Raw genomic sequence first — 17,615 nt, 5'->3', positions numbered from 1 at the left:
CACCCGATGACCAGCGCCCTCGATTCACTCGAGTCCCTCGACTCGCCCCTCGCCCTCCTCCTCGGCGGGCAGGGCTCCGCCTGGCGGCCCGCCCTCGCGCAATCCCTCGCCCTCCCGCGCGCCGGTGAGGACATCCGCCGCGCCTACCGCGAGGCGCGCGAGTTCGTCGCGCCCATCGCCCTCGAGCTCCTCACCGCCGCCCCCGGCGCCGCCGACCGCCTCGAAGCCGTCCTCGCGGGCGCGGACGACTCCCCCGCGGATCTCGCCCCGGCCGTCTCCGGCCCGGGCATCCTCCTCGCCCAGCTCGGCGCCCTCGCCGACCTCGACGCACTCGGCCTCGACTGCTCGCGCGAATCTCTCGCGATCCTCGGCCACTCCCAGGGGGCCCTCGGCGCAGAACTCCTCCGCGCCCGCATCGACGGCGAGGAGCCGCGCGCCCGAGCCGTCCTCGCCCTGTCCCTCCTCATCGGCGCGGCCGCCGAATCCGCCGCCCAGCGCCTCGGAGCGCGCCCGGGCGGCGCCGACTCCCCCATGCTCGCCGTCCGCGGACTCCCGCACGGGCTCGTCGCCGAAGCCATCGCCGACATCGAGGACGCGGGGATCGCGGTCGTCAACGGCCCTTCCGCACTCGTCCTGTCCGGTCGTCCCGAAGCCCTCTCCCGGGCCCGCCTCACCCTCGACGCCCGCGCGAAGGCCGCGAACCGCGAACTCGAGGAGCGCCTCCACGGCGGCTCAGCGCTCGCCCCCGTCTTCGATCCGCTCCCCATCGGCGCCCCCTTCCACTCCCCCCTCCTCGACGGGGCCCTCGCCCTCGTCGACTCCTGGGTCGACGCGCTCATCGCCTCAGGACGCGAGATCGACGCCGAGCGCGCGCACAGCCTCGCCGCCCGGATCCTCGTCGAACCCGCCGACTGGGCCGCGCAGGTCGCCCGCGCCCTCGACTCCGGCACGCGCGTCCTCCTCGACCTCGGCCCCACCCCGATGGTCGGGCGCCTCACCGAGCCCCTCCTCGCCGGCACCGGAGCCCTCGTCCTCGACGCCTCCTCCCGGCGCGCGCGCACCGCCCTCGACGCCCCCGGCTCGACCCTTCCCGCGCCGGCCTCCTGGGAGTCCTTCGCGCCGCGCCTCGTCCGTCTCCCAGACGGGTCCGTCCGCGCCGACACCGCCTTCACGCGCCTCACCGGTAAGTCGCCGATCCTCCTGCCCGGCATGACCCCGACGACCGTCGCCCCCGAGATCGTCGCCGCGGCCGCGAACGCCGGGCACTGGGCGGAGATGGCCGGCGGCGGCCAGTACTCCGAGGAGGTCTTCGCCGAGAATCGCGAGGGCCTCGAGCGCCTCCTCGAACCGGGCCGCACCGCCGGATTCAACACGATGTTCTTCGACCGCTTCATGTGGAACCTCCAGTTCGGGGCGACCCGGATCGTCCCGAAGGCCCGCCGCGCCGGCGCGCCGATCGACGCGGTGACAATCGCCGCGGGCATCCCCGACCTCGACGAGGCGGCAGAGCTCATCACGCGCCTGCGCGCCGACGGATTCGAATACCTCTGCCTCAAGCCCGGCACCGTCGAGCAGATCGGGCGCGCCCTCGACATCGCCGACGCGAACCCCTGGGTCGAGCTCATCCTCCAGGTCGAGGACGGGCACTCCGGCGGGCACCACTCCTGGGAGGACCTCGACGACCTCCTCCTCGCGACCTACGCCCGCATCCGCTCGACCCCGAACGTCGTCCTCGCCGTCGGCGGCGGCATCGGCCGCCCGAAGGACGCGGTCGCCTACCTCACCGGCTCCTGGGCCCTCGCCCACGGGCGCCCGCGCATGCCCGTCGACGCTGTTCTCGTCGGCACCGCCGCGATGGCGACCCTCGAGGCGCGGACCTCCCCGCAGGTCAAGCGCCTCCTCGTCAACACCCCCGGGGTCGAGGGCGACGGTTGGGTCGGCCGCGGGCAGGTGAAGGGCGGGATGACCTCTGGCCTGTCCCACCTCGACGCCGACATGCACGAGGTCGAGAACTCCTCCTCGCGCGCATCCCGGCTCATCCACGAGCTCGGCGGCGACCTGGAGGCGATCCTCGCCCGTAAGGACGAGCTCGTCGCCGCCCTCGACGCGACCGCGAAACCCTACTTCGGCGACCTCGAGGAGATGACCTACGCGCAGTGGGCGACCCGCGCCGTCGAGCTCTCCTTCCCCTACGCCGACTGGACCTGGGCCGACCGCGTCCTCGACCTCTTCCACCGGATCGAGGCCCGTCTCGCGCACGCCGACCACGGCGAGATCCCCACCCTCTTCCCCGATGCCGACGCGATCGCTAACGCCCCCGCGGCGCTCGCGCGCCTCCTCGACGCCCACCCGGACGCGGCCTCCACCCGCGTCGCCCCCGCCGACGCCGCATGGTTCCCCGAGCTGTGCCGCAAGCACCACAAGCCGATGCCCTTCGTCCCCGTCCTCGACACGGACCTCGCGAGATGGTGGGGCACCGACACCCTCTGGCAGGCCCAGGACCCCCGCTTCCCCGCCGACGCCGTCCGCATCATCCCCGGACCGCGCTCCGTCGCAGGCATCGACCGCGTCGACGAGCCCGTCGGAGAGCTCCTCTCCCGCTTCGAAGCCGCCCTCGTCGACGCGCTTCAGACCGATGGCGTCGAGCCCGCGCCCATCTTCGCCCGCTACCGCGACTGCCGCGACCTCGCCGAGTTCGTCCGCGCGATCCCCTCGATCGAATGGGCGGGCACCCTCGTCACCAACCCCGCCGCCGCCATGCCCGCTTCGACCGAGATCCGCATCAATGAGGCCGAGCCCGAGCGGGTCGCCGTCCTCGTGAAGTGCGAGACCGCCTGGGACGGCCTCGCCGAGCCCGCGCCCCACGCGGTTCGCGAGATCGAGATCCCCCTCCTCGTCTCCGAGGGGTGCCGGACGGGGGCCGTGCCCGTCGTCGACATGGAGCGCCTCTCCGTCACCGCCTACGACCTCCTCGCCGGCGCCGCTGGAGTCGGGACGACGAGCGTCAACGACGATCGCATCGAGGCGATGCCCTCCGTCGAACCCGATGAGGGCTTCGGCACCGTCCGCGCCTCCTTCACCCTGTCGGCCGAACTCGGCCCCGCGCACGCCCGCGTCACCGGCGCCGCCCTGCGCGCCCGGACCGCGAGCATCGTCCCCGACGCCCTCGTCGGCCCCTGCTGGCCGGCGATCTACACGGCCCTCGGCACGGCGGTCCACGAGGGCGTCCCCGTCATCGAGGGCCTCGTCAACGCCGTCCACCTCGACCACACGATCCGCCTCGACGACGCCCCGCCCGCGGCCGGCACGCGCGTCGAGGTCGAGGCCCACTGCGCCGAGCTCTCCGACTCCTCCGCCGGCCGCCTCGTCCGCGTCGAACTCGTCCTGGCCGCCAAGGGCTCCCCCTTCGCGCGCCTCACCGAGCGCTTCGCGATCCGCGGGCGGGTCGCCTCGACCCAGCCGCCCTCGCCCGCGCCCTCGATCGAGCCCGAGAGCGGCGTCACCGACACTCCCCGCTCCTTCGTCCGCCGGGCCCGCGTCCAGGCGCCCGCCGACATGACCGCCTTCGCGAATGTCACGGGCGACTTCAACCCGATCCACACCTCCGTCGCGGCCGCTGGCCTGTCGGGCCTGTCGGCCCCGCTCGTCCACGGGATGTGGCTGTCGGCGACCGCCCAGCACCTCATCGAGGCCTCCGGGGCGCTCGGTCCCGACGAGCCCGCCCGCCCCGGCGTCATCCGTTCGATCCCGACGCCCCCGATGCGGATCGCCTCCTGGTCGTACCGGATGCACGGGATGGTCGACCTGCTCGACGAGGTCGAAATCACCGTCGAGCGCGTCGGCCGCGCCGGAGCCGCCCCCGTCCTCGAGGCGACCTGCCGCGTCGACGGGGAGGTCGTCTCCACGGCCACGGCCCTCCTCGAAGCGCCCCGCACCGCCTACGTCTACCCCGGTCAGGGCATCCAGCGCCCCGGCATGGGCCTCGAGCGCCCCTCCGCCGCCGAACGCGCCGTGTGGGAGCGCGCCGACCGCGCGACCCGAGAGCGCCTCGGCTTCTCGATCCGTGCGATCGTCGCAGACAACCCGAAGGAGATCCGCGTCGGCTCCCGGGTCTACCGCCACCCCGAAGGCGTCCTCAACCTCACGCAGTTCACCCAGGTCGCCCTCGCGACCCTCGCCTACGCGCAGACCGAGGACCTCCGCGAGCGCGGCGCACTCGTCCCCGGGGCCTTCTACGCGGGGCACTCCCTCGGCGAGTACAACGCGCTCGCCGCATGCGCGCGGATCTTCCCCTTCGAGAAGGTCCTCGAGATCGTCTACCAGCGCGGATCCGCGATGCACCACCTCGTCGAGCGCGACGAGCACGGCCAATCGGATTACCGCCTCGGCGCCCTGCGCCCCAACCAGTTCGGCGTTGACGACGCCGGCGTGCGCGAGTACGTCGCCGGGATCGCCCGCGAATCCGGGGAATTCCTCCAGATCGTCAACTACAACCTCGCCGACACGCAGTACGCCGTCGCCGGCACGGTCGCCGGACTCGACGCCCTCCAGCGCGACGCCGAGGCGCGCGCGGCCGCCGCCGGGGGCAAGCGCCCCTTCATGCTCATCCCCGGCATCGACGTCCCCTTCCACTCCGAGCGCCTGCGCGCAGGCGTCGCGCCCTTCCGCGAAAAGCTCGAAGAGCTCATCCCCGACGACCTCGACCTCGAGGTCCTCATCGGCCGGTACATCCCCAACCTCGTCGCACGCCCCTTCGCGATCACCGAGGACTTCGCCCGGGCGATCCTCGAGGTCGCCCCCTCGGGGCCGGTCGAATCCCTCCTCGCCGACTGGCCGCGCGCCCTCGCGGATCGGCCCGGGACCGGCCGGACCCTCCTCATCGAGCTCCTCGCCTGGCAGTTCGCCTCCCCGGTCCGCTGGATCGAGACGCAGAACCTCCTCTTCGACGCGCAGGCCCTCGGCGTCGAGCGCCTCGTCGAGATCGGCCTCGGCGCCTCCCCGACGCTCGCGAACCTCGCCGAGCGGACCCTGGCGCGCCCCGCCTTCGCCTCCCGAGGGGTCGAGGTCCTCAACTGCGAACGCGACGCCGCGCGCCTCCTCTCAGAGGACGTCGTCGCCGCGCCCGTCGACTCGGCCCCGATTCCCGAGGGCTCTGCCGACGGGGGCCCCGCCGAGCGTCCGGGCGCCGAGGACGCGGCGGGCGGCGCTCCCGAGGCCGAGCCCGCCCAGACGCCCTCCCCGGCCCCGGCTCCGAGCCCGTCGTCGCACGCGACCTCGGGCGACCGGGTCCCCGAGGCCCCGATCCCCGCCTCCGAAGCGGTGCGGATCCTCCTGGCCCTGTCGAACAAGATCCGCCCCGAGCAGATCGAGGACGCCGACACCGTCGACACCCTGACGAACGGCGTCTCCTCGAAGCGGAACCAGCTCCTCATGGACATGGCCTCCGAACTCGGCGTCCCTCAGATCGAGGGCGCCGCCGAGGCGAGCATCGGCGAGCTCATGGGCACGATCGACCGGGCGGCCCCGACCTACGCGGCATTCGGCCCCGTCCTCACCGAGGCGATCGGGGCCAGGACACGCAAGCTCCTCGGAGCGGTGGGCCTTCCGGCCGGCCACATCGCCAAGCGCGTCACCGGCCCCTGGGGCCTGCCCGCCTCCTGGGCGCGCCGCGTCGAAGCCCGGATCCTCCTCGAGACGCGCGAGGGCGACTCGGTCCGCGGAACAGCCCTGGCCTCCCTCCCGTCGGCCGCGAGCGCCCAGGAGATCGACGCCCTCGTCGACCGCGCGATCGGCGACGAGGCCGAGGCCCTCGGCCTTCAGGTGACGATGCCCGGATCGGGAGGAGGGGCGAGCGGGGAGGTCGTCGATTCGGCCGCGCTCACCGCCCTCGCGGAGAAGATCCTCGGAGCGGACGGCCTCCTCGCCACCCAGGCCCGCTCCCTCCTCCAGGCCCTCGGGCACGCCCCCGCGCCGCGCGACGGGACGGGAGAGGACCTCTCCGCCCTCGCCGAGGCGGTCGAGGCCGAGCTCGGCCCGGCTTGGCTCGACTCCGTGCGCCCCGCCTTCGAACCCCGGCGCGCCGTCCTCCTCGACGACCGCTGGGCTCTCGCCCGCGAGGACCTCGCGCGCCTCGCCTCGGGGGAGTTCACCCCCTCCGACCTCGCCGATGCGGGATTCACCGGGGGCGGGCGGGATCTCGCCGACCTCGCCTCCTGGTACGCGGCGCGCGCCGAGGGCGAGCCGAAGGTCTTCTTCGAACGGGTCGCCCGCCTCGCACTCGAGGAGCCGAGCGGGGAGTTCCTCGACGACATCGCCCTCGTCACGGGAGCCGCCCCCCGCTCGATCGCGGCCGCCGTCGTCGCGAGGCTCCTCGAAGGGGGCGCGAGCGTCATCATGACCTCCTCGCGCGTCGACGACGCCCGCCTCGCCTTCGCGAAGGAGCTCTACCGCAAGCACGCCGCGATCGGGGCCTCCCTCTGGCTCGTCCCCGCGAATGCCGCCTCCTTCCGCGACATCGACGCCCTCGTCGAGTGGATCGGGCGCGAAGCGGTCGAGACGAGCGGCGCGAGCTCGACCCTCGTCAAGCCCGCTCTGCGTCCAACCCTCCTCCTCCCCTTCGCCGCACCCCCCGTCATGGGCAGGCTCGGCGAGGACCCGCGCGGCGCAGTCGCCCAGGAGCGCCTCCTCCTCTGGTCCGTCGAGCGGATGATCGAACGCCTCGCCTCCCTCGACGCCTCGACCGCGATCGACCACAGGCTCCACGTCGTCCTCCCCGGCTCGCCGAACCGGGGCATCTTCGGCGGGGACGGGGCCTACGCGGAGGCGAAGTCCGCCTTCGACGCGATCGTCAACAAGTGGGGGACGGAGAGCGGCTGGCCCGAACGCGTCACCCTCGCCCACCCGCTCATCGGCTGGGTGAAGGGGACGAGCCTCATGGGGGCGAACGACTCCCTCGTCCCCGCGGCCGAGCGCGCCGGCGTCCACGTCTTCACGACCGAGGAGATCGCGGATGAACTCTGCGCCCTCGCGACCCCCGACGCCCGCGAGCGCGCTGCCCTCGCCCCGCTCGACGCCGACCTCACCGGCGGGCTCGCCTCGGCCGGCCTCGACCTCCCCGCACTCGCGGAAGCAGAGCGCGAGCGCGCCCGGGCCCTGCGCGACGCCGGGATGCTCCCGGGCGGGGCGGGCGAGTCGGGGCGGGCCGCCGTGATCCGCGCCCTGCCCAACCTCCGCGCCCCCGCCCTCGCCGACCGCCTCGATTGGGGCGAGGTCGAAGCGCCCCTCGACGAGCAGATCGTCATCGTCGGCGTCGGCGAGGTCTCCGCATGGGGATCGGGGCGCACGCGCAGGGAGGCCGAGCTCAACGCCGCCGACTTCGACCTCACGGCCGCCGGAGTCCTCGAACTCGCGTGGATGACCGGGCTCCTCCACTGGTCGGAGTCGCCCGCGGCCGGCTGGTACGACGCCGCCGGGGCGAACGTCGCCGAGGAGGAGGTCTACGAGCGTTTCCGAGACGAGGTCATCGCCCGCGCCGGCATCCGCCCGCTCGACGACGACGGCGTCCTCGTCGACGCCGCCTCCGACGACGTCGCGACCGTCTACCTGACGAGCGATCAGGAGTTCCCCGTCCGTTCCGCCGAGGACGCCGCCGCCTACGCGGCCGCCGATCCCGAGCGGACGCGGACGTGGTTCGACGAGGCGAGCGGGGAATGGCGGGTCCGCAAGGCGGCCGGCTCCCCCGTCCGCGTCCCGCGCCGCGCGACGCTCTCGCGCAGCGTCGGCGGGCAGATCCCCACCGACTTCGACCCGAGGGCGTGGGGCGTCCCCGCCCCGATGATCGAGGCGCTCGACCGGATCGCCGTGTGGAACCTCGTCACCGCGGTCGACGCCTTCGTCTCGGCTGGCTTCTCCCCGATCGAGCTCCTCGCCGCCGTCCACCCCGCCGACGTCTCCTCGACGCAGGGCACCGGCATCGGCGGCATGGAGTCGCTGCGCAAGGTCTTCCTCGACCGCTTCCTCGGCGAGGACCGCCCCCAAGACATCCTCCAGGAGGCCCTCCCGAACATCGTCGCCGCTCACACGATGCAGTCCTACGTCGGCGGATACGGGCAGATGATCCACCCCGTCGGCGCGTGCGCGACCGCGGCCGTGTCCATCGAGGAGGGCTGCGACAAGCTCGCCCTCGGCAAGTCGGACTTCGTCGTCGCCGGCGGCATCGACGACATCGGCGTCGAATCCCTCACCGGCTTCGGCGACATGAACGCGACCGCCGAATCCGCCGCCCTCGCCGCGCGCGGCATATCGCCGCGCCGCTTCTCGCGGGCCGGCGACCGCAGGCGCGCGGGCTTCCTCGAGGCCGCGGGCGGCGGCACCGTCCTCCTCACGCGCGGCTCGATCGCCGCCGATCTCGGCCTGCCCGTCCTCGGCGTCGTCGCCTACGCGCGCTCCTTCGCCGACGGCGCCCACGCCTCGATCCCGGCCCCCGGCCTCGGCGCCATGGCCGCGGGCCGCGGCGGGCCCTCCTCCGCCTTGGCGAAGGCGCTCGGCGCGCTCGGCCTTGCGGCCGATGATGTCGCGGTCGTCTCCAAGCACGACACCTCGACGAATGCGAACGACCCGAACGAGGCGGAGCTCCATGCGACCCTCGCCCGCGCCCTCGGGCGCACCCCGGGCAACCCGCTCCACGTCATCAGCCAGAAGACCGTGACGGGTCACGCGAAGGGCGGCGCGGCCGTCTTCCAGACGGCGGGCCTGCTCGAGGTCTTCCGCGACCAGGTGATCCCCGGCAACGCCTCGCTCGACTGCCTCGACCCGGCGATGCGGGCCTTCGCGCCGCTCCTGTGGCCGCGCCGGCCGCTCGACCTGTCGGCCTCCCCCGTGCGCGCCGCGCTCCTCACCTCCCTCGGCTTCGGGCACGTCTCCGCCCTGGTCGCCCTCGCCCACCCGAGCGCCTTCGAGGCGCGCCTCGCCGCCGAGCGCGGCGAGGACGGGGCCCGGGCATGGCGCGAACGGGCGCAGGAGCGCCTGCGCGCGGGCCGGGTGAGGCTCGAGCGCGGCATGATGGGCAGGGCCCCGCTCTTCGAGCCCATCGAGGGGCGCCGCCTCCCCGCGACGGGCGCGCATGAGGCCGAGGCCGCGATGCTCCTCGACCCCGGAGCCCGGATCGGCGCCGACGGCGTCTACCCCGCGGGAGCGCGCGGATGAGGGACCCCCGCCCGGACAGGGCCGTCCTCGCCCAGGGCTCGGGCGTCGACCTCGTCGGGGTCGCCGACTTCGCGCAGCGGGTCGGCGCTCCCGGCTCGGCCTTCCCCCGCGTCTTCACCGACGCCGAGTGGGCGTCCTGCCTCGGCCTCGACGAGGGGTGGAGCGTCGAGCGCGTGAATGCCGGGGGCCCCGCCCTCGGCCCCCGAGCCGGGGAGTCCCTCGCCGCCCGCTGGGCCGCGAAGGAGGCCGCCGTCAAGGCCTGGTCCGCGATCCTGATCGGTCAGGCCCCGCCGATCCACCCCGAGGAGCTCGACTGGTCCGAGATCGAGGTCGTCCACGACCTGTGGCGCCGGCCCCTCCTCCGATTCCGCGGGCGCGTGGGGGCCCGGCTCGATGAGCTCGCCGAATCGCTCGACGCCGAGCTCGACTGGTCGCTCTCCCTCTCGCACGACTCCGGGTTCGCGCTCGCCCTCGTCCACGTCCTCGCATTCGGGGCCCGCCCCGACACCCCCGGCCCCCAGTGAATCCAGTGGAAGGAAAGCTCATGTCCACCGCATCCCCACTCACGGCTCCCGGCGTCCTCGCCGACCGCCTCCTCTCACGCGCGGATCTGGCGAGCGACGCCCTGCTCGTCCTCGTCTCGGCCGCCGCCGTCGGCGTCCTCGCCCAGGTGAGCATCCCCGTGCACCCCGTGCCGATCACCGGCCAGACCCTCGGCGTCATGCTCGTCGGCGCCTTCCTCGGCGCGCGCCGAGGGGCGGCGGCGCTCGCGCTGTACGCGGCCCTCGGCGTCGCGGGCCTCCCCTGGTTCGCCGGCTTCGGCGGCGGGCCCGCCTACGTCCTCCAGCCGTCCTTCGGCTTCATCCTCGGCTTCATCCCGGCGGCCTGGGTCGTCGGCCGCCTCTCGGAGCGCCGCTGGGACCGCAGGCCGCTCGCCTCGCTCGGGGCCTTCGGGCTCGCCTCGGCGATCCCCTTCCTCGTGGGCGTCCCGTGGATGTGGGCGGTCCTCCGCTTCCTCCTCGGCAAGACGCTCGGCCTGATGGCGACCCTCGAGGCGGGAGTCCTCCCCTTCCTTCCGGGCGGCGTCGTCAAGTGGCTCCTCGCCTCGGCGATCCTCACCGGCGTGTGGAGGATCCTCGACGCTCGCGACTAACGGCGCGATCGGGTCCCATGGGGAGCCATGAAATCCGAGGACAGTGTTCCGACAGTGTCCGGGATGCCTTTACACGCTCAGGGCCTTGCTCTCTCAGATGCTCGCTCCGGTTCGGGGCTCGCCCTCTGTCAACATCGGCGCCGTCGATTGCTCAAGCGCGGTTCGGACGGGTGCGCCACGTGGCCCTCGGCCTCCAGGTCCGCGCTCGGGGGTGCCCGCGCCGATCCCCCGCCCAGTGCCCACCCCGGGCACTCCGATCCGATGACCGCGCCACGCGCCCGCCTGCCTCCTCGGCGTCCGGCCTCAAAGCCCGTTGTCGAGGACAGGCGACGCGAGCGGGATCGCCCGCACCTGCATTGCCTTGATCGCGCACCACACGTCCGAGCCCGGGCCGAGCTCGAGCTCCGCCCACGCCGCCGCGGTGAGCCTCGCGCGGATCGGGGTGCCCGCGACTTCAAGGTCGACCGCGATCGAGTCGGCGGAAGCTTCGACGCTCCGGATCCGCGCCCGCAGGACAGTGCGCGGCGATCCCGCCACAGGTTCGCGCGAGAGGATCACCGCCTCGGGTGCGAAGAGCAGAGCGACCGGTGCTCCTCCGCGGGGGATCTCCTCCGCCTCCGATGCAGCTGCGGCCCGGCCGCAAGTGCCGGCAGCCCGACGGGTCGAGTCGACGACGCCCGTCAGACGTCCGTCGGCGAGCGCGACGGACACCAAGGGTGAACCCGGAATCCTCGGAAGCGCCTCGCCCCGCACGATGTTGAGCCCGGCCAATCGCGCGCCGAAGAGCGAGGATGGCGACGCAAGGATCCGGGAGGGGGCGCCCTCCTCGACGACGTGCCCCTCCTCGAGGATGAGGAGACGCGAAGCGAGCGCGAGCGCCTCGACAATGTCATGGGTGATGAGGAGCGCCGTGATCCGCTCGCCATCGAGACGACGGGCGATCACCGACGCGACCCTCGCCGCGGCCTCGACGTCGAGCGACGCGGTCGGCTCGTCGAGGACCAGGACCTCCGGGTCGAAGACGAGCGCGCGGGCCAGAGCGACGCGTGCCGTCTGCCCGCCTGAGAGGGAATCTCCGCGTCGCTCGGCCAGCGCCCCGCAGCCGACCGCGTCGAGCTGGACTCGCGCTCGCGCCCGCGCTTCGGCGCGCGGGACGCCCCGCGCCCGCAGGGGGAATGCGACCTCGTCGATCACCCTTTTCCATCCGAAGAGGCGCGGATGCTGGTCGACGACGGCGACCGAGCGGGCGCGCGCAGGGACGAATACTCCGTCGCCGTCGACGAGGACCCGCCCGATCCTCGCTTCACCCTCGTCGAGGGCGAGGGCGCCGGCGACGACACCGGCGAGGGTCGACTTGCCCGAACCGTTGCGGCCCATGACCGCGGTGACGCGCCCCGCGGGCAACGCGCAGTAGACGCCCCATCCGCGCGACTCGACGCGACCGTGGACGCGGACCTCGACAGGTTCGCGCGGCGGTGCCGTGTCCGGGTCCGTCGCGGGATTGCGGCGCTCGAGCGCGCCCTCAACCTCGTCCTCGTCTTCGGGGACTGAACGGGGGCGGGGAGTGCTGATCGCCTCGGTGAGCGTGACGACGACGAGCGCCGCGCCGAGAAGGACCGCCCCGAGCGCGAGCGCAAGGTCGGTATCGGACTCGCGCGCGAGGTAGATCTGGAGCGGAAGGGTGCGCGTCACACCCTGGAGGGACCCGGCGAAGGTGAGGGTCGCCCCGAATTCACCGAGGGAGCGCGCGAGGGCGAGGGCGCTTCCACGGGCAAGAGCAGGGACCACGCACGGGAGGGTGGCGGAGAAGAGGATGCGCGTCGGCCTCGCTCCGAGCGATGCCGCCGTCTTCTCCAGGCCGCCGGATCGCGAGCGCAGCGCCGACTCGAGGGTGACGACGAGAAATGGAAGGGAGACGAAGACCTGCGCCATGACGACGGCGATGGACGAAAAGGCGATGTCGACGCCGATCGCTTCGAGAGAGCCCCCGAAGGGGCTCCGACGGCCGAACGCCGAGAGGAGCGCCATACCGGCGACGACCGGGGGGAGGGAGAGCGGGAGTGCGACGAGGACGCGTGCCGCCCTCACGCCCCGCCAATCCCTCGAGAGGAGGACGGCCGCGGGGACGCCGAGGAGGACGTCGATTGCGAGTGCGGCGAGCGAGGTCTTCACGGAGAGGCAGATCGCGTCGAGCGCCGCCTCGGAGACGAGGAGCGCGGGGAGCCTCGACCACGGGACGCGCGCCCCCATGAGGAGGAGTGGGAGCCCCAAGTACGCGAACGCGAGCGTGCCAAGGAGGCCGACCCAAACTGGGATCGGCGAAATCGCCCCACGACGTGCCCTCATTGCGCCGCCGGGGTGAATCCGGCCGCCCCGAGGACCCTCTGCCCCGCGTCCGAGAGGACGAGGTCGACCCACGCGCTCGCGGGGTCGGGATGGACGGCCTCGATGGCGACGGCGATCGGGTAAACGGCGGCCACCGCCTCAGTGCCCGCTATCGGGATCGTTTCGACGGCATCACCCGCCGCGAGGGCGTCGGTCCGGTAGACGATCCCGGCGTCGGCTTCCCCCGAGGAGACTTTGCCGCGCACGTCAGTGACGGCCTGTTCCTCGGACGCGGGGTCGAGCCGGACGCCGCGGGCCTCGGCGAGCTGCGCGGTGAGGGCGCCGCAGGGAACCTCGGGGGCGCAGATGACGAGCTTTGCGCGAGAGAGCGAGGAGTCGAGGCCCGTGACCCCCGCCGGATTGCCCGCGGGGGTGATGAGAGCAAGGGTGTTCGTCGCGAACACGCGGGGCTCCCCGACAAGACCCCTGCTCACGGCGTCCGCCATCGTCGACTCGTTCGCGGTCGCGAGAACGTCGGCGCCACTGTTGGCGGCCATTTGGGCGACGAGGTCCTGGGAACCCGCGAGGTTGAGGACGACATCGACATTCGGGTGCCCAGACTCGAAGGTCTTCTCGAGAGCACCGAAGGCCTCGGTGAGGGAGGCGGCGGCGAAGACGTTGAGGATCGTGCGCTCGCCGTCGGCCGCGCTCGTGGGCGCTCCACCTGAGGCACAACCGGCGAGGACGAGGGCGCTCGCCGCGAGGGCGGGGAGGAGCGTACGGGGGCGTGTCATCATCAGCATTCACTCTATTCATCGGACCGGAGTCGCTCATATCCTCTACACGAAGCCTCGGATCCGGCGATGCTCGGATCTCATCGATTATCACGAAAAAGCATGCACCTCATCGATCCTTCGATCCGGATCCCCTATGGAGGATCCCCGCAGCTCGAAGAGGTACGCCCCCGCGACCCGGTGACGGACCATCCAGGAAGGACGCCCTCATGCCCCAGCCGACGACCCTCGCCCCCGGCGAGATCCGCGCCCACATCGTCGTCTTCTCGGACCGCGTCCTCGTGGGGACGAAGGAGGACCACACGACTCCCGCGTGCGCCCAGGCCCTCGCCGCGGCGAACATCACCGTCGCGTCCTCCTCGGTGGTCGCCGAGTCGCACGAGGCCCTCTACGCCGACCTGCGCTCCGCCCTCGCAGCGGGCGCCCGCCTGATCCTCGTCCTCGGTGGCACGGGATTCGGTGTCGGGAACGTCGCCCCGGAGGTCGTCCGTGAGCTCATCGAGGTCGAGATCCCCGGGATCGCCGAGCAGATCCGCGCTCACGGTCTCGCGTCCACTCCCTTGTCGAGCCTGTCCCGGGAGGTCGTCGGTGTCACCGCCCGCGATTCCTCGGGCGCCCTCCTCCTCACCTCCCCAGGATCGAAGGGTGGGGCCCTCGATGCCCTCGAGATCCTCATCCCACTCCTCCCCGCGATCTACCACCAGCTCGACGAGGAGCGCTGAAGCGGAGCCAGGACGAGCGAGTGGCCCGCGCCGACCGGGCCGCTCACGCGAGGAGAGCGCGCCAGTGCGCGAGATCCTCCGGATCGTCGAGGTCCCGGCACTCCTCGCCCGCCTCGACCCGCACGAGATCGAGACCGTGCAGCGCCCGGCGCACACCGCATCCGTGGAGCGAGCCGCCGTTCGCGCGGCGGGCGGCGTCGAGAGCTGCGCCGAGCGCGCGCGCCGAGTAGGCGCCCTGGAGGAACTGATCGAAGGGCTCGGGATCGCCGCCCCGGATGATCGCGCCGTCCCGGCCCTCCACCACCGCCTCGGCTCCCGCTCGGAAAAGCCTGTCGGCGAGATCGCCGAGGCCGGGGGTGTCGACGCCCACGACGACGACGAGGCGATCCGCCCGGCCGGGACCGCCCTCGCCGATCGGTCCGAGCGCCTCGAGGCCGGCTCCGATCCCGGCGAGCGGGCCCCCGCCGCAGGGCTCCTCCGCCGTGCGAAGGACGCCCGAGGGGACTGCGACCGATTCGGGCGCGACGACAACGATCCGGCGCGGAGCGAGCACCCGGAGCGCGTCGAGCACCCGGTCGAGCAGACGGCCGCCGAGTTCGAGATCGGCCTTCGACACTCCCCCGAGCCGGGAGCCCCTGCCGCCCGCGAGGACAAGCGCGTCGACGGCAAGGGCGCCCGCCGCCGTCGATGGCGCGGCTCTCGTTTCGAATCCCTCTCCCACGCCCTCATTGTGCCCGCCCACGATCGCCCCGCGCGACGAGGATGACCGGGCGCCCGCGACGCCGATCCCGCCCCCTGGGCACCGGAAGCGCCGACGCCCACCTATTAAGAGGGGCCATCCCCTTCGAGTTCGCGCTAGGCTGTCGCCCATGACCCTCGAGCGCAGCGACGCACCCTGCGAGTCCGCGGTCCGCGGGCCCCTCGTCGATCGCTTCGGACGGGTCGCCCGCGATCTGAGGATCTCCCTCACCGACCGCTGCACCCTCCGCTGCTCCTACTGCATGCCCCCCGAGGGGCTCGACTGGCTGCCGACGGAGGAGACGCTGACCGACGCGGAGGTCGTCCGGCTCGCCCGGATCGCCGTCGAGCGCCTCGGGATCCGCAGGATCCGCTTCACCGGGGGCGAGCCGCTCCTGCGCCGCGGACTCGAGGAGATCGTCGCCGCCTGCGCCCGGCTGCGCACCGACAAGGATGAGCGCCCCGGCCTCGCGCTCACGACGAACGGGCTCGGGCTCGAGCACCGGGCCGCGGCCCTCAGGGCCGCCGGCCTCGACCGCGTGAACATCTCCCTCGACACCCTCGACGCCGCCCACTACGCGGCGATCACCCGGCGCGACCGCCTCGGCGACGTCCTCGCGGGAATCCGCGCCGCCCTCGACGCCGGGCTCGCGCCCGTGAAGATCAACGCTGTCGTCCTGCGCGGCCTCAACGACGCGGACCTGCCCGACCTCCTCGATCACTGCCTCGCCCTCGGCCTCGAGCTGCGGGTCATCGAGCAGATGCCAATCGGCCCGCCCGGCTCCTGGTCGCGCAGCGGCCTCGTCACCGCAGACGAGATTCTTTCCCTCCTAGGGACCCGCCGCGACCTCGTCGCCCTCGACCGCGACGACCCGCACGCGCCCGCCGACTCCTGGACCGTCGAAGGGACCGATTCCCGTGTCGGCGTCATCGCCTCGGTCTCGCGCCCCTTCTGCGACGCCTGCGACCGGACTCGGCTCACCTCAGACGGGCAGATCCGCTCGTGCCTCTTCTCGACGCGGGAGACCGACCTCAGATCTCTCCTGCGGAACGGCGCCGCGGACGAGGCGATCGTGGAAGCATGGAAGCACGCGATGGCGATGAAGCCCGCCGCGCACGGTCTCGACGCCGACGACTTCGCCGTCCCCTCGCGGACGATGAGCCGGATCGGCGGTTGACGCCGAAACCCCCTTCGGCGCCCTTTTTCACTGCTAAACTCCTCCATATTCGACGGGGGTTCTTCGCCGCCTCCGCGCAGTCAGAGCCGACTAGGAGAGACATGAGCACCGCAACCTCCCCGACCAACCCCCGCCGACAGGGGCGGCTCCTCACTGATTGGAACCCCGAGGACCCGCAGAAATGGGACTCGAGGATCGCGTGGACGACGCTCGCGATCTCCACCTTCTCGATGGTCATCGCCTTTTGCGTGTTCTTCCTCGTCTCAGCGATCGCCCCAAAGCTCAAGCTCATTGGTTTCGACCTCACCGCCGGCCAGCTCTACTGGCTCGCCGCGATGCCAGGACTCTCCGGCGGCCTCGTCCGCCTCCTCTACATGTTCCTCCCGCCGATCCTCGGCACCCGCAGGCTCATCGGCTGGTCCTCGCTTCTCTACCTCATCCCGATGCTCGGTTGGTTCTTCGCCGTGCAGGACACCTCGACCCCCTACGGCGTCCTTCTGCTCCTCGCCTTCCTCTGCGGCATCGGCGGCGGCACCTTCTCCGGCTACATGCCCTCGACCGGCTACTTCTTCCCCAAGCGCCTCGCCGGAACCGCGCTCAACCTCCAGGCCGGCATCGGCAACCTCGGCATGTCGATCATCCAGCTCCTCGGACCCTGGCTCATGGGCTTCGGCCTCCTCGGCATCACCTTCATCGCCCCGCAGCGCCAGGCCGACGACACGGCGATCTTCGTCCACAACGCCGCCATCTTCTTCGTCCCCTGGACGATCGTCGCCGCCATCCTCGCCTTCACGATGCTCAAGGACGTCCCCGTCAAAGCAAACTTCCGCCAACAGATCGATATCTTCTCGAACCCCAATACGTGGTTCATGACTCTCCTTTACGTCCTCACCTTCGGGCTCTTCTCCGGTTTCTCCGCCCAGTTCGGCCTCCTCATCAACAACACCTTTGGCGCCTCCTCCCCGCTCGCCGAAGCCGGCTTCTCCAACCTCCCCCTCGGCGCGACCTACGCTTTCCTCGGACCGCTCATCGGTTCCCTCGTCCGCGTCGCCTGGGGGCCCCTGTGCGACCGCCTCTCCGGCGGCTTCTGGACCTTCGTCTCCGCCGTCGGCATGGCCCTCACCCTCGGGACCGCCGCGCTCTTCCTCCACCCGAGCGACCCCAAGCAGTTCACCCCCTTCCTTTGGGCGATGCTCGCGATGTTCTTCTTCGCCGGTATCGGCAACGCCGGCACTTTCAAGCAGATGCCGATGATCATGCCGAAGCTCCAGGCCGGCGGAGCGATCGGCTTCACCGCCGCGATCGCCTGCTTCGGCCCGTTCTTCGTCGGCGTCGCGCTCTCCGCGATGGACGCACAGCTGTGGTTCTGGATCTGCGCTGCCTACTCCGCGCTCTGCGCGCTCATCTGCTGGATCCGCTACGCCCGACCGGGAGCCCCCTTCCCCGGCTGAGGCCCCGGCCTTTACCACGGGGACGGCCGCCCCGCCCTCGTCCCCGACGC

9 protein-coding genes are annotated in these 17,615 nt (G+C 72.8%); 6 read left to right on the top strand and 3 right to left on the bottom strand.

Going from position 1 to position 17,615, the window contains the following annotated elements:
- Positions 1–6 precede the first annotated feature (6 nt).
- From HD592_RS01950 to HD592_RS01940, 3 genes are read left to right on the top strand one after another with little or no spacing between them, the layout of a single operon-like run.
- Positions 7–9,204, top strand: coding sequence for a type I polyketide synthase (locus HD592_RS01950; RefSeq protein WP_184451494.1), 9,198 nt, complete (start codon positions 7–9; stop codon positions 9,202–9,204).
- On the top strand, positions 9,201–9,728 hold the full coding sequence (locus HD592_RS01945; protein WP_184451493.1) for a 4'-phosphopantetheinyl transferase superfamily protein: 528 nt from the start codon (positions 9,201–9,203) through the stop codon (positions 9,726–9,728). The genes HD592_RS01950 and HD592_RS01945 overlap by 4 nt, the downstream gene beginning before the upstream one ends.
- Positions 9,729–9,748: 20 nt before the next feature.
- The gene (locus tag HD592_RS01940) at positions 9,749–10,357 is read left to right on the top strand and encodes a biotin transporter BioY (protein WP_184451492.1); all 609 of its coding nucleotides are present in this window, start codon (positions 9,749–9,751) and stop codon (positions 10,355–10,357) included.
- A gap of 303 nt (positions 10,358–10,660) precedes the next feature.
- Here the strand turns inward: HD592_RS01940 and HD592_RS01935 are convergent, their stop codons facing one another.
- Complete coding sequence (locus HD592_RS01935) at positions 10,661–12,607, bottom strand: ATP-binding cassette domain-containing protein (RefSeq protein WP_320657969.1); 1,947 nt, start codon at positions 12,605–12,607, stop codon at positions 10,661–10,663.
- A 92-nt stretch (positions 12,608–12,699) separates the two neighbouring features.
- Positions 12,700–13,476, bottom strand: a complete 777-nt coding sequence (gene modA / locus HD592_RS01930) for a molybdate ABC transporter substrate-binding protein (RefSeq protein WP_184454339.1) — start codon at positions 13,474–13,476, stop codon at positions 12,700–12,702.
- 209 nt (positions 13,477–13,685) lie between these two features.
- Between modA and HD592_RS01925 the strand changes: the two genes are divergently transcribed.
- Entirely contained in the window at positions 13,686–14,198 is a 513-nt protein-coding gene (locus tag HD592_RS01925) for a molybdopterin-binding protein (RefSeq protein ID WP_184451490.1), read from the top strand.
- Between the two features lie 43 nt (positions 14,199–14,241).
- On the opposite strand, the gene mobA is transcribed toward HD592_RS01925, so the two are convergent.
- Complete coding sequence (gene mobA, locus HD592_RS01920; RefSeq protein ID WP_320657968.1) at positions 14,242–14,919, bottom strand: molybdenum cofactor guanylyltransferase; 678 nt, start codon at positions 14,917–14,919, stop codon at positions 14,242–14,244.
- A 148-nt stretch (positions 14,920–15,067) separates the two neighbouring features.
- Here mobA and moaA point away from each other — a divergent pair, with 148 nt between their 5' ends.
- Positions 15,068–16,114, top strand: a complete 1,047-nt coding sequence (gene moaA / locus HD592_RS01915) for a GTP 3',8-cyclase MoaA (protein ID WP_184451488.1) — start codon at positions 15,068–15,070, stop codon at positions 16,112–16,114.
- Positions 16,115–16,215: 101 nt separating this feature from the next.
- Entirely contained in the window at positions 16,216–17,565 is a 1,350-nt protein-coding gene (locus HD592_RS01910; RefSeq protein WP_184451487.1) for a nitrate/nitrite transporter, read from the top strand.
- Positions 17,566–17,615 lie beyond the last annotated feature (50 nt).

It is taken from the genome of Schaalia hyovaginalis (assembly GCF_014208035.1).
Taxonomy (GTDB): Bacteria; Actinomycetota; Actinomycetes; order Actinomycetales; family Actinomycetaceae; genus Pauljensenia; species Pauljensenia hyovaginalis.
The sequence above is the reverse complement of the archived record's forward strand: the minus strand, read 5'-3'. Positions and strand labels throughout refer to the sequence as shown.